Origin of the sequence: Pseudomonas sp. WS 5412 (assembly GCF_012985615.1) — a bacterium.
Taxonomy (GTDB): domain Bacteria; phylum Pseudomonadota; class Gammaproteobacteria; order Pseudomonadales; family Pseudomonadaceae; genus Aquipseudomonas; species Aquipseudomonas shahriarae.
Genome location: NZ_JAARMB010000005.1, coordinates 295,672 through 307,616, shown reverse-complemented (window position 1 = coordinate 307,616; position 11,945 = coordinate 295,672). Strand labels below are relative to the sequence as shown.

Here is an 11,945-nt window from a genome sequence, read left to right as displayed (position 1 = left end):
TGTTGCTCTGCTTTTGATCTGGCTTTTGATCTCAGGCGCCCCGTTAAACCACGATGGCCGCAGGCAGGTATTGCGCAGTGGGCACCCCGGCATGGATGCCGGGGTAGCCGCGACACGGCCAGGGATGGCCGATCGCGGCGGGCCCACGGAGCAATGCCTGACTGCGGGCATGCCGAGCCTAGGCGAGGCACCGAGTGGTGGGGCAAGAGCGCTTTGCTTACTTTGGCGCTCTTCCAAAGTGAGCCGCCGTAAGGGCGGAACCCTAAGTGGCCATGACCGCAGCAATGGATATGTACTCACACCCCACAACCAAAAAAGAGCAAGTCGTGTAGAGACTCATGCCCATCGCAACCTCGCCAAGGCTCAACAGCTCCCACCTTTGATTTTTGTTGCCTGGTTAGAAGTAGTAACCAATATTCACGTTGGTGCGGTAATACCATTCGTTGCTGCCCACCGAGCTGGTATTGGTAAAGCCGCTGCCATTCTCGGCCCCGCCATAGGGGTTGGCGTTGCGCGCCCAGGTAAAGTCGACCCAGGCCATCACCGGCATCGCCAGGAACTGCGCGCCCACGGTGAACATCTGCGAATCATCCCAGGCGCTCTTGTCTTTCATCATCCGGCTGTAGTCGGTGTACAACTTGACCTTCTTCAACTGCCCCAGCGTCGGCGTGTAGACGTCATAGCCGAGGTTGATCGAGGCGAGGGTGGCCTTGGACGCGATCAGGTACGCGGGGGTCAGGCCGTTGCCGCCCATCAGCACCGAGTCCTTGCTGACGCCGGTGGGGTTTTCAGGGTCGTATTCGTAGCGGATGGCCTGGCTGGTAACGGTCCACAGCCCCTTGTTGATGATGGCGTGTACACCGGCGGCCCAGTAGTCGCCGTCGTCCCGGGTGGTGGCGTTGTACAGCTGGGCGGTGGCCAGCGAGGCGCCGATCTCGGTTTTCCAGCCATCGCTGTTGAAGGTCCGTGCTACGCGGGCGTTGAGTTGGTTGCGCTTCTCGTTGTCCTGGCGCGATTGGATCGCGGCAATCGCATTGTCCTTCAGGTCGGCGTAACGCCCGACTTCAGGCGAGTAGCGAAGGTCGCTGGGCAACATGCGCGGGAAGAAACCCAGTTGCACGTCCCAGTCCTGGTCCTTGTAGCTGTACTTGAGGCCGGTGCCGGCACTTGAGGCATAGCCCATGAAAAACGGCAGGTGGTAGCTCCAGCCAAATTGCGGATACGGCTCCAGGCCAAACGGCTTGAACGGCGCTCCCAGTTGCACGTTGGAGTTGGCATTGAGCCGATAGCCGACGAAACCACGGTCGATGGAGCGCTTGCCGTCGTCCTGGAACCAGTAGCCGATATCGCTATAGAGGCTCTTGTAGGTGGCCTGCACGTCCAGGCGGAACGTGTCGAAGAGGAAGCGGCCATTGTTCTCGGTGGTGTCCCAATGCTCGTCGCGATAGTTGGTACGCAGCGCACCGCCGATATCCAGGCTGGCGTCGCCGGCCTCACTGCGCCAGGCAATATGCGGGAATGGTTTATTGGCGGCGTTGGCCCGCACCGGTTCGGAAGGGATGGGTTCTGCGGCGAAACTGCTGAAACTGGCAAACATCAATCCTGCACACAAGACACGCTTCATAGAGACCTCTCTACCGGGTAATCGGCAACACTCGTCCGCTTGCCTTTAAAGGCAACTAAGGAGGGAGCGGGTCTTACCGGGTTTAAGTGTTGGTTATTATTGTTTTATCGGCGAAACGCCGTTTAATCAGTGAATGCACAGGAGTAGAGCAGGAAGTGTGCCAGGCGGCGTATTTACTGGGGTTTTATAAAAACCTGCTTGAAAACAATTGTTTATATGGGAAACAAAGCGCTTTGTATAACCCATGAAACAACCTGTAAGTGCGGTAACAAAGTTGCTCGTGATAGGTGCGTCTTTATTGCACGCTGCCAATGAAACGGGCAATTTTGTGTTTTACGGGTGAATAATAAGTTGCCTACTTATTTACTCGATAGATGGTCTGCCTGACATTGTGGCGAGGGGACAAGCCCCTTCGCCACAACAGCCCCACCACCGAGCCTATGCAGACTAAAGGTCCAGCACCAAGCGCCGGCTCTTGCAGCCCGAAACGCACACCATCATCGACGTGTTCGCCGCACGCTCGGCCTTGGTCAGTACCCCGTCGCGGTGGTCGATCTCGCCTTCCACCACCCGCGTTTCACAGGAGCCGCACACCCCCTCGCGGCAGCTGTGATCAATGTCGCAACCGGCTTCAAGCAGCACATCCAGCAAACTCAAACCGGGCTCCACCGACAGCGTCTTGCCGGACTTTTTCAGCTCCACGCTATAGCGGCTCTGGGCATCTTCGCTGGGCGGCAGTTCGGCGGCGGTAAAGCGCTCGATGTGCGCATGGGGATAACCCAGGCGCTCACAGGTGCCCTCGAACGCATCCAGCATCGGCGTCGGCCCGCAGCAGTAGAAGTGCGTATCTGTCGGCTGGCCAGCGAGGTAGGCGGCGAGGTCCGGCGGCACGCCTTTCTCGTCGTTGAAGTGGTACACCACCCGCGCATCCAGGCCGTTCAAGGCTTCCACCAATGCCGCTTCCTGGCGCGAGCGCGCGCAATAGATCAGCTCGGCGGATTTTCCCTGGGCCAGCAACTGGCGGAACATGCAGTAGATCGGGGTAATGCCGATGCCACCGGCCACCAGCACACTGTGGCTGGCGCTCAGGTCCAGCGCGAAGTTGTTGCGCGGCGCCGAGATCGACAGCGGCATGCCGACCCGCAGTTGGCTGTGCACATATTCCGAGCCGCCGCGGCTGTTGCGGTCACGCAGGATGCCCACGGTGTAGCGCCCCTGGTCGCTGGGGGAGTTGAGCAGCGAGTAGCTGCGCACCAGGCCGTTGGCCAGGTGCAGGTCGATGTGCGAGCCGGCCTCGAACGGCGGGAACACGGTATCGCCCAACGGCCGAAACTCCACGCTGATGATGCCTTCGGCTTCATAGCGCAGGGTATGCACGCGGGCATTGAGCAGGGAGGGCTTAGACATCATTCACCTCTGTGACGGTACGCAGGTCGACATCGAGCCGGGCACTGGCCTCGATCTCGACCCGTAGTTCAGGAAACACCAGCGCGCTGACGGCCACCAGGGTGGACGTGGGAAACACGGCCTGCCCGGCGAAAAAATCCCGTCGGGCGCGGCCCACTTGGTCTTTGTCGGCGATATCAGTGAGGTACACCGTCAGCCGGTAGATATTGCCCACGTGCCCGCCGGCCGCCGTCACCAGCGCCTGGATCTTGCCCAGCACCACCAGGGTCTGGGCGTAGCAATCCAGGGGGGCCTCGCGGCTGGCGGGGTGCGCGGCCATCCCCGACATCACCACTTCGCGGCCGATCAGCAGCGCATTCGACCAACTGGCCCCGGCGGGCGCCACCACGACCGCGTTCATGGCAGTTGCTTCGCGTCGATCAGTTCAAGCTGGGCCTTGGCCGCGTTTTTCAGGTAACGGCGCATGCGCACCACGCCCAGGTCGTGCTGGTAGAGGTTTTCGCGCTGGTTGGCGTCCGGCTCCATGAATTCCAGCAGCACCCGATCCTGCTCCAGCACGGCCCAGTGCCGCGCTTCCAGGCGGTTCTTGTAAAGGAAGCGCCAGGTGTCGCGCTGCCAGCCGGTCAGCGGTCGGCAGCGCCAGTGGAACACCGCCGAGAGCGCGCGGCTGCTCGGCGTGTAGCTGCCGATAATGGTGAAGTTGCCGCCCGGGCCGCCGGTTTTCGGGTAGGGGATTTCCAGGCGCAGCCAATGGCAGCCGTTGTCCATGAACTCGGTCCAGTCGAAGTTCACCCCGCGCTGGCCTTCCTTCTCGAAGAAGAACCCGTTGTCGGTGTCGCGGGTGACGAACTTGGCGGTGGCTTCGCCTTCACTCATCGAGTGCGACATCTTGTGCAGGTAGGTGCCGTGCATCGGGTCCATGACGTTGTCGATCACGTAGCGGTAGTCGCCTTTCCACTCGGTGTAGCAGACGAAGCTGCTCCACTCCGGCGAGGTCAGTTGCTCGGGCAGCACCAGTTCCGGCGGGGTCTCTAAATGCGCGTCGGTGGCATTGAACAAAAAGATCGCGCCTGCCGCTTCGCGGGTATGGAACATGCGGGTCGGGCGGCTGCCTTCGAGTTTGCAGCCGGGGCTGCCGGGCACCTTGGTCACGGTGCCGTCACAGCGCACTTCGACGCCGTGATACGGGCATTGCAGGCGATCACCCAGCACCGGGCCCTGGGACAGCGGCGCGCCGCGATGGGGGCAATGGTCTTCGAGGGCGTGTACGCGGCCATCGTTGTCGCGCCACAGGGCGATCTTGTAGCCGAGGCGGCGCACCGACACCGGCTTCTCCCCCAACAGGTCCGAAGGCAACACCGGGAACCAGAGGTCTTTGAGGCCATTGGCCAGATGGTTTTCAACAGGGTCGACGGTCAATTGCATAGTCATTGTTCTATTCCTTCTGCCGGGTCATTCGCCCAGCCGGGCCATCAGGGTTTGATAGGCATCTGCCGTCCACTCGCCGCTGGTCAGCGGGCAGGGCGGGCCGGCCAGGTTGAGGTGGGCGAGCAGCGCCGGCAGCTCGGTCACGCCGTTGCCGAAGGCGCGTTCGATGGAGTCGCCCAGCAGCTCTTCAAACTGGGTATTGGGCCGTTTGCGCGCCTGATGGGGCTCGAGGAAGCGTTCGGTAGTGCTCATGTCATTGACCTCCGTTGCGTACCCGTTCGCGGATGGTTTCGCGCACGGGGATAAAGTCGTATGTCGGGAAAACTTCAGTGCTGAACACGCCCCACGCCGAGCGCTCAAGCTCGACGTTAAGGGCTGGCAGCAGGCTCGGCGGCAAGCGCAGGGTGACGATCTGGCCTAGGCCCATGGCCACGGTCCAGCTCACCAACTCCACGCCCTGCGGTGGAAAACGCTCCCACCAATCCTGCTGCTTCATATGCCGCTGAATGTCTTCCAGGTTCTTCGATTGGTCGTGCTTGAGCAGCACGGTCACCAGCAAGCTGTCGCTCATGTTCAGGCCGCGCTTTGGGTGGGGATGGTCCAGGCGTCGTAGCCATAGACCCAATCGGCGTTGCCGCCGTCCTTGAGCCACTGGTTGCCCCGCGAGCCGATCTGGATCTGGCTGGTGCGTTCCAGGCGCGCCTGCTGATAGCCCTGCAAGGCCGCGGCGACCTGGGACGGGCTGTCGAGGTCTTGCAGGTAACGGGCGAGCACCACCGCATCCTCGATGGCCTGGCCGGCACCCTGGGCCATGAACGGCATCATCGGGTGGCAGGCATCGCCCAGCAGGGTGATCGGGCCCTTGGACCAGAACGGCAGCGGGTCGCGCTCATACAGCGCGGTCTTGAGCACATCGCTGCACGCATCCAGCAGGGCACGGGCGTCGGGGTGGAACGCCTGATAGTGGCTGCGCAGCTCGTCGGCATCGCCAGCGCTGGTCCACGACTCTTCGTGCCAGCTGTCCTGGGCGGTGGTGGCGAAGATAAAAATATCTTTGCCCTGGTTGAGCGGGAACGTAACGATCTGGCTCTGCGGGTTGGGGCCCCACCACTTGGTAAAGGCCTGGATATTCGGCACATGGGCCACCAACTCGGCCGGCACCACCGCGCGGTACGCCACCACCCCGGTAAAGCGCGGGTGCTCTTCGCCAAACAGCGCGTTGCGCACCACCGAATGGATGCCGTCGGCGCCGATCAGCACATCGCAGCGGTGCTGGCTGCCGTCCTTGAAGTGCAGGCAGATGCCGTCGTCAGTGTGCTCAACCCGCTCGGCGCGCTTGGCGAACTGCACCTGCTCCAGCGGGAACACTTCGGCCAGGGCTGCCAGCAGGTCGGCGCGGTGGATGGTCAGTTGCGGGGCGCCGTATTTCTGCTCGGCGGCGTCGGACATTTCCAGGCGTGAAGTCTCTTCGCCGCTGTCCCACATCCGGCTGATGCGATGGGTCGGCCGGGCGGCCGGGATGCGCACGGCGGCGCCAATCCCCAGGCCATCCAGCGCACGTACCGCGTTGGGGGTGAGGTTAATGTCGGCGCCGACCCGCAAAAAGGCCTTGGACTGTTCAAACACGGTGACCTGGTGACCGGCGCGGTGCAGGGCGATGGCGGCGGTCAGGCCGCCGATACCGGCACCGGCGATAGCAATATTCAGGGAAGGCATGGGCGACTCCTGCTCAGGATTTGGGTTTGTCGGTGAGGAACTTGCCTTGCGGCGCCTCGACGTGTTGTTGGCGCCGGGTATTGCCGTCGATACCGCCGGCAATCGCCCATTCGGCGAACACCGTGGGGCCCGGCTCAAAGGTGCGTGGCTGCCATTCGCCGGTCAGTTGATCTTCGTCGGCGTAGTACTCCACCAGCGCGCCGGCCGGGTTCTTGAAGTACCAGAAAAACGCCGAAGACACCGGGTGACGCCCAGGGCCAATCTCGGTCGGCCAGCCGCTGCGGGACACGTGCATGCCGCCGCCAAACACCTCGTGCACATCGCGCACGGTAAAGGCCACATGGTTCAGGCCGGCCCGTGGCGCCGGCAGTTGCAGCATGAACAGGTCGTGGTGGCCGCCTTCCTCGGCGGTGCGCAAAAAGGCCCCGCGATCCGGATAGCGGTCCGAGGCCTGGAAGCCGAAACGCCCGTGGTAGAAGGCTTCGCAGGCGTTCACGTCCTTGACGAAAAACACCACGTGACCGACTTCAATCGGCGTGGCGCGCTCGTAGATCGGCGCCGCCTTGTTGATCCGGCCCTTGGTCTGCCAGGTGTTGTGGCCGCTGCACTCAATCTCCAGCTCGCGCTTACGCGTGACTTGCAGGCGGATCGCTAGGCCGTTGGGGTCGGTGCAGCCGATGCGCCCGTTGCCCTCGATAAACCCCGGGTCGTTGGCGATGCGTTCGGCGTACAGCGCAAGGTCCGTCGCGTCGGCCACGCCCCACACCACTTCGCGCACTGTGGAGCCGGCCTCGATGGCGGGCGGCAGGCCGGGTTTGTTCAGGTCGGCGAGCACTACGCGGCAGCCATTGAGGGTCTCGAAGATCACCTCATCGGGTTGCGTGCTGACCTGGGTCAGGCCCCAGTCGCTGAAAAAACGCACGCAGGTGTCGAGGTCCTCGACGCCATAGGTGACTTCATCAATACCTAAAACGCTCATCACGCTACCTCGTGTGGCACACCGGCCCAGGCCAGTGGCTGTTGGTTCATGCCCCAGTAGAGGCTCTTCTGTTCCATGTATTGCAGGATCCCCAGGCGGCCTTTTTCGCGGCCCAGGCCGCTGTCGCGCCAACCGCCGAACGGTGTGGAAATCGAGAACTGTTTGTAGGTGTTGATCCACACCGTGCCGGCCTGCAAGCGCCGGCCCAGGGCCCAGCCGCGCTTGTAGTCGCGGGTCCAGATGCCTGCCGCGAGGGCGTACAGGCTGTCGTTGGCCTGCTCCAGCAATTGCTCTTCGTCGTCGAAGGGCATGGCCACCAGCACCGGGCCGAAGATTTCTTCCTGGCATACCTGTTGTTGGTTGTGCAGGCCCTCAAGAATGGTCGGCGGGTAGAAGTAGCCCTGGTCATACAGACCACCGCTGGGGCGCTGCCCGCCCAGGCGCAGGCGCCCGCCTTCGGCCAGGCCAAGGGCGACATAACGTTCCACCGATTCACGATGGCCGGCGCTGATCAGCGGGCCCATCTGCGTGTTTTCGTCGGCCGGGTCGCCCATGCGCAGGTTCGCGGCGGCGGCTACCAGGCGTTGCATAAAGGGCTCGTACAGGGCGCGCGCGACAAACAGCCGCGAGCCGGCAATACAGGCCTCGCCCGAGGAGCTGAAAATGCCGTAGAGCACGCCCGCCACCGCGTGGTCGAGGTCGGCGTCATCAAGGACGATGGTCGGCGACTTGCCGCCCAGCTCCAAAGACACCGGCATCATCTTGTCGGCGGCGATATGGGCGATGTGCTTGCCAGTGCGGGTGCCGCCGGTGAACGACACGCGCTTGACCAGCGGGTGGCGGGTCAGGGCGTCGCCCAGCAGCGAGCCCTTGCCGGGCAGCACGCTGATCAGGCCCTTGGGCAGGCCGGCCTCTTCGCACAGACTGGCCAGGCGCAGGGCCAGCAGCGGGGTGATTTCCGCCGGTTTGATCACCACCGCATTGCCCGCCGCCAGGGCTGGCGCGACCTTCTGCGCCTCGCTGGCAATCGGTGAGTTCCACGGGGTGATCGCGGCGACCACGCCCATCGGCTCATACACGCTCATGCTGACGAAATCACCGCGCGACGGGGTGATGGTTTCTTCCAGGGTTTCGCAGGCGGCGGCGAAGAACTGGAAAGTGCCGGCCGCACTGGCCACCAGCGCACGGGTTTCATTGATCGGCTTGCCGTTGTCCTGGCGTTGCAGCTGCGCCAGTTCCTCACTGTGCAGGCGGATCAGCTCGGCGATGCGGTACAGCACACCGGCCCGCTCATGGGGTTTGCGCTGGGCCCAGCCGCTGTGCAGGAAGGCCTGGTGCGCGCCCTGGATGGCGTCTTCCACATCCTGCAAATCGGCAGCGTTAAGCCAGGCCACGGCCTCGCCAGTGGCCGGGTAGCGGCTGGCGTAGCGCTCGCCACGGCCCAGGCGCCAGTGGCCGGCGATGCAGATCGGTAAAGTCTGTTCGAGGGTCATCGACGGGCTCCTAAATTGAGATGGCATGGGCGTGGTTGCCCAAGGCACGGACCACGCTGTACACGGTCAGCGCCGAGGTCTTGGGGTTGGCCAAAAGCGGCTTGCCGCGCAGGCTCAACTCGAAACGGCCAAAGGCGCCACGGGCTTCGAAGTGGTGGACGTTTTCGTCGCTGTGGGGGTCGGCGATCAGCGTGACGTGGGTGCGATCCAGGCCCAGCCCGGCCAGGGATAGGGTGGCCGCAACGTTGGCGTTTTTCGGGTACAGCCGCGCGGCCTCACGGGCACTGCCCTGGAAGATCACCGTGGCTTCGCGGATGCTGTCCAGGTCGCAAGCCTGCTCGCCGGGAGTGTTCTTCCAGGCGCGGGCTGGCTTGCGCCCGGTGTAGTTGACCGAGTCCAGGCCGCCGACCTTGGCCGCCGACAACGCATCAATACCGCCAATCGCCCCGGGCAGCAGCTCGATGCGGGTCTTGCCGCGCTCGGCGGCGGCCTCCAGGCGTTCCACCAGGCCCACTTCGGATAAGGCGCCGACCGACACAATCAGGCAGGCAATCCCACGCTCCAGGGCCGGCAGCACATGCTCTTCGATGGCGCGGTGGCCGGCGCACTCCACCAGCAAATCCGGGCGCGTATCGGCCGGCAAGGCGGTCAGCACCTGCGGCGGTTGTTTGAAACTGGCCAGGCGCTGGCGCACCAGGGCTTCGGAGCCCTCGGAAGCGATGACGTAATCCACGCACAACTGCGGATCGTTCTCCAGCAGCTCCAGCACGCCGACGCCAATGGCGCCGCAGCCGATCATGGTGATATGCAACATGCGACGATCCTCAGGCGGTGGCCTTCTGGGCTTTGGTTTCGCTGTTGGGCGGGCCGGCGAACTGGGTGGCGAAGTTGCCCACGCTGAGCATGTCCACTTCCAGCAGGAACGGGCCGGGCTGGCTCAAGGCGCTGTCAACCACCTTGCCGAAATCCTTGAGGTCGGTGACCAGGCCATGGCGCAGGCCCATGGATTCGGCGAGCTTGGTGTAGTCCGGGGTGTGCAGGTCGACATAGCAATGCCGGCTGCCGTAGACCGCGTCCTGGATATTGCGGATCACCCCGTAGCGCTGGTCGTTCATCAGCAGAATCACCAGGTTGGCGCGCTCCTGGACCAGGGTCGCCAGCTCTCCCAGGTTGAGGATGAAACCGCCATCGCCCGCCAGGGCAAACACCTTGCGCTCGGGCGCGGTTTCAGCGGCTGCCACCGCGGCACCGATGCCCATCGCCAGGCCCTGGCCAATACCGCCGCCCAAGGCGTGAACCCCGGCGCGTGGGTGGTACAGGTTGAGCAGGCGGTTGCCCCAGATGCTGTTGGACAGGGTCACATCGCGCACCCAGGAGAAGTTGCGCCCGGTGCTGGCCTGCAATTGCTCGACCATCGCCGAGTACGGGCCCAGGTCCGCCACCAGTTGGCTGCGCGACTGTTCACGCACGGCCTTGAGTTCGGCGAGGAACTGCGGGTCGGTGTGCAGGCGGCCTTCCAGGCGGTCAGCCAACCCTTCCAGGGCCAGGGCCGCGTCGCCGCAGATAAACAGTTCGCTGGCATAGCTGCGGCCTTCGATGGCCGGGTTGGCGTCGATGCGCAGCGTGTTCTGCGGCAGCTTGAGCGCGTACTTGAAGGTCTCATTGCTGCGCAGGCGCGACCCGACGATCAGCAGTGCATCGCAGGTTTGCAGGAACTGCTCGACCCGCTTGTTCTGCGAAAAGGCCCCCAGGCAACGTTCGTCGTCTTCGTTAACCACGCCGCGACCCTGGGTCGAGGTGATCACCCCCACGCCCATCGCCAGCAGGCGCTTGACCTGCGCCCCGGCATGCCGCGCGCCGCCGCCGAGCCAGAGCATCGGGCGTTTGGCACTGGCCAGGCGCGCGGCCACCAGGTCGAGGGCTTCCGGTGCCGGTACAGCGACCGGGATCGGCAGTGGCGACAGGTCGGTGGGCATTGGGATAAAGGCCGACTGGATGTCGATCGGGATCTCGACGCTGACCGGGCCGGTGGGCGCGGTCAGCGCGGTCTGCACCGCGAGCTTCAGGGTGCTGATGGCGGTCTCGACGCTGCGCACGCGGAAGGCGGCCTTGGACACGGCCTTGAGCATGTTCAACTGGTCGCGGGCTTCGTGGATATACGCCAGTTCCTGGTCCAGGTACGGCGTCTCGATCTGCCCGGTGATGTGCAGCACCGGGGTGCCGGCAGTCTGCGCTTCAACCATGGCCCCAGCCGCATTGCCGGCGGCAGTGCCGGTGGAGGTCAGGCACACGCCCAGGCCACCGGTGGTGCGGGCATAGGCGTCGGCCATGTTGGCGGCGCCGGCTTCACCCCGGGCCATGACAAAGCGGATATTGCCGCGCACGGCGAAGGCATCGAGGATCGGCATGTTGTGGATCGAGATCACGCCGAACGCGGCCTTGACGTCGCATTGTTCGAGAAAGGCGGTGATGGCAGCGCCCACGGTGACAGTGTTTTCATTACGCATGGCGGGACAGGCCTCCAGAGACATCGATATGGCTGCCTGTGGTGTAAGCCGACAGAGGCGAGGCCAGAAACAGGATCGCGCGGGCCGCTTCAATCGGCAGGCCCAGGCGCCCCAGGGGAATATGTTTTTTTTGGGCCAGGCGGGCGGTCCATTGCGCCCAGTCGAGGTCGCGTTCTTCACGCGCTTCGAAGCGGCGGCGCCATTGCCCGGACTCCACCAGGCCAATCAGGATGCCGTTGACGCGGATGCCTTGCGGGGCGAACTCGGTGGCCATCGAGCGCACCAGGTTCTTGATCCCGGCGCGGGCGGCGGAGGTGGCGACCATGTGCGGTTCCGGCTGGCTGGCCAGCAGCGAGTTGACGCAGACAATCGCGGCGTCGGCCTGGCTTTGCAGCTGCGGCGTGAAGGCGCGGACCGGGTTGATCACCGAAAAAAACTTCAGGTGCAGCTCTTCGGTCCAGGCGCTGTCGGTGGTGTCGGCAAAGGTCGAGACCCGGCCTTGCCCGGCGTTGTTGATCAGCACGCTGGCGGCGCCCAGCGCGGCCAGGCTGGCGCTGGCAAAGGCGTTGACCGATTCGCCATCGAGCACATCGCACACCTGGGCCAGCAGTTGGCCTTGCGGGAAACGTTGGCGCAGGTCGCTTTCGGCACGGCGCAGGCGCTCTGCATCGCGGCCGCAAAACGCAACGGCCGCACCGGCTTCCAGCAGCAGTTCGACGCATGCCAGGCCTATGCCCGAGGAGCCTCCGGTGACGATTGCGGTGCGGCCCTGCAATGAATAAAGGCTCATC

12 protein-coding genes are annotated in these 11,945 nt (G+C 64.1%); all 12 read right to left on the bottom strand.

Translation table 11 applies throughout. The features are described from left to right. Positions 1–397: 397 nt before the first annotated feature. The 12 genes from HBR94_RS10025 to HBR94_RS09970 all read right to left on the bottom strand — a co-directional run bounded on the left by HBR94_RS10025 (position 398) and on the right by HBR94_RS09970 (position 11,944). A complete protein-coding gene (locus tag HBR94_RS10025; RefSeq protein ID WP_057440559.1) occupies positions 398–1,624 on the bottom strand; it encodes a hypothetical protein in 1,227 nt (408 codons plus the stop codon). A 447-nt stretch (positions 1,625–2,071) separates the two neighbouring features. After that, on the bottom strand, positions 2,072–3,031 hold the full coding sequence (locus HBR94_RS10020) for a PDR/VanB family oxidoreductase (protein ID WP_170044650.1): 960 nt from the start codon (positions 3,029–3,031) through the stop codon (positions 2,072–2,074). Further along, complete coding sequence (locus HBR94_RS10015) at positions 3,024–3,431, bottom strand: Rid family hydrolase (protein WP_170044648.1); 408 nt, start codon at positions 3,429–3,431, stop codon at positions 3,024–3,026. The genes HBR94_RS10020 and HBR94_RS10015 overlap by 8 nt, the downstream gene beginning before the upstream one ends. After that, positions 3,428–4,462: an aromatic ring-hydroxylating dioxygenase subunit alpha gene (locus HBR94_RS10010; protein ID WP_057440556.1), complete on the bottom strand. Its 1,035-nt coding sequence runs from the start codon at positions 4,460–4,462 to the stop codon at positions 3,428–3,430. The genes HBR94_RS10015 and HBR94_RS10010 overlap by 4 nt, the downstream gene beginning before the upstream one ends. A gap of 21 nt (positions 4,463–4,483) precedes the next feature. Next, positions 4,484–4,711 (bottom strand): recombinase-like helix-turn-helix domain-containing protein, encoded by a 228-nt coding sequence (locus HBR94_RS10005; RefSeq protein ID WP_034116488.1) that lies wholly within the window; start codon positions 4,709–4,711, stop codon positions 4,484–4,486. 1 nt (position 4,712) lies between these two features. Then, a complete protein-coding gene (locus HBR94_RS10000; protein ID WP_057440555.1) occupies positions 4,713–5,030 on the bottom strand; it encodes a hypothetical protein in 318 nt (105 codons plus the stop codon). Between the two features lie 2 nt (positions 5,031–5,032). After that, on the bottom strand, positions 5,033–6,175 hold the full coding sequence (locus tag HBR94_RS09995; protein ID WP_057440554.1) for an FAD-dependent monooxygenase: 1,143 nt from the start codon (positions 6,173–6,175) through the stop codon (positions 5,033–5,035). A 13-nt stretch (positions 6,176–6,188) separates the two neighbouring features. After that, complete coding sequence (locus HBR94_RS09990; protein WP_170044646.1) at positions 6,189–7,154, bottom strand: VOC family protein; 966 nt, start codon at positions 7,152–7,154, stop codon at positions 6,189–6,191. Further along, positions 7,154–8,647: an aldehyde dehydrogenase gene (locus HBR94_RS09985; protein WP_170044645.1), complete on the bottom strand. Its 1,494-nt coding sequence runs from the start codon at positions 8,645–8,647 to the stop codon at positions 7,154–7,156. The genes HBR94_RS09990 and HBR94_RS09985 overlap by 1 nt, the downstream gene beginning before the upstream one ends. Before the next feature lie 10 nt (positions 8,648–8,657). After that, positions 8,658–9,461: an aspartate dehydrogenase gene (locus HBR94_RS09980; RefSeq protein WP_057444232.1), complete on the bottom strand. Its 804-nt coding sequence runs from the start codon at positions 9,459–9,461 to the stop codon at positions 8,658–8,660. Positions 9,462–9,471: 10 nt separating this feature from the next. Further along, complete coding sequence (locus HBR94_RS09975) at positions 9,472–11,154, bottom strand: thiamine pyrophosphate-binding protein (protein ID WP_170044643.1); 1,683 nt, start codon at positions 11,152–11,154, stop codon at positions 9,472–9,474. Further along, a complete protein-coding gene (locus HBR94_RS09970) occupies positions 11,147–11,944 on the bottom strand; it encodes an SDR family oxidoreductase (protein WP_170044641.1) in 798 nt (265 codons plus the stop codon). The genes HBR94_RS09975 and HBR94_RS09970 overlap by 8 nt, the downstream gene beginning before the upstream one ends. Position 11,945 lies beyond the last annotated feature (1 nt).

Bases quoted from the DNA above. Each gene is read 5' to 3' on its own strand.
- HBR94_RS10025 (WP_057440559.1), bottom strand. From the start codon at position 1,624: ATGAAGCGTGTCTTGTGTGCAGGATTGATGTTTGCCAGTTTCAGCAGT.
- HBR94_RS10020 (WP_170044650.1), bottom strand. From the start codon at position 3,031: ATGTCTAAGCCCTCCCTGCTCAATGCCCGCGTGCATACCCTGCGCTAT.
- HBR94_RS10015 (WP_170044648.1), bottom strand. From the start codon at position 3,431: ATGAACGCGGTCGTGGTGGCGCCCGCCGGGGCCAGTTGGTCGAATGCG.
- HBR94_RS10010 (WP_057440556.1), bottom strand. From the start codon at position 4,462: ATGACTATGCAATTGACCGTCGACCCTGTTGAAAACCATCTGGCCAAT.
- HBR94_RS10005 (WP_034116488.1), bottom strand. From the start codon at position 4,711: ATGAGCACTACCGAACGCTTCCTCGAGCCCCATCAGGCGCGCAAACGG.
- HBR94_RS10000 (WP_057440555.1), bottom strand. From the start codon at position 5,030: ATGAGCGACAGCTTGCTGGTGACCGTGCTGCTCAAGCACGACCAATCG.
- HBR94_RS09995 (WP_057440554.1), bottom strand. From the start codon at position 6,175: ATGCCTTCCCTGAATATTGCTATCGCCGGTGCCGGTATCGGCGGCCTG.
- HBR94_RS09990 (WP_170044646.1), bottom strand. From the start codon at position 7,154: ATGAGCGTTTTAGGTATTGATGAAGTCACCTATGGCGTCGAGGACCTC.
- HBR94_RS09985 (WP_170044645.1), bottom strand. From the start codon at position 8,647: ATGACCCTCGAACAGACTTTACCGATCTGCATCGCCGGCCACTGGCGC.
- HBR94_RS09980 (WP_057444232.1), bottom strand. From the start codon at position 9,461: ATGTTGCATATCACCATGATCGGCTGCGGCGCCATTGGCGTCGGCGTG.
- HBR94_RS09975 (WP_170044643.1), bottom strand. From the start codon at position 11,154: ATGCGTAATGAAAACACTGTCACCGTGGGCGCTGCCATCACCGCCTTT.
- HBR94_RS09970 (WP_170044641.1), bottom strand. From the start codon at position 11,944: ATGAGCCTTTATTCATTGCAGGGCCGCACCGCAATCGTCACCGGAGGC.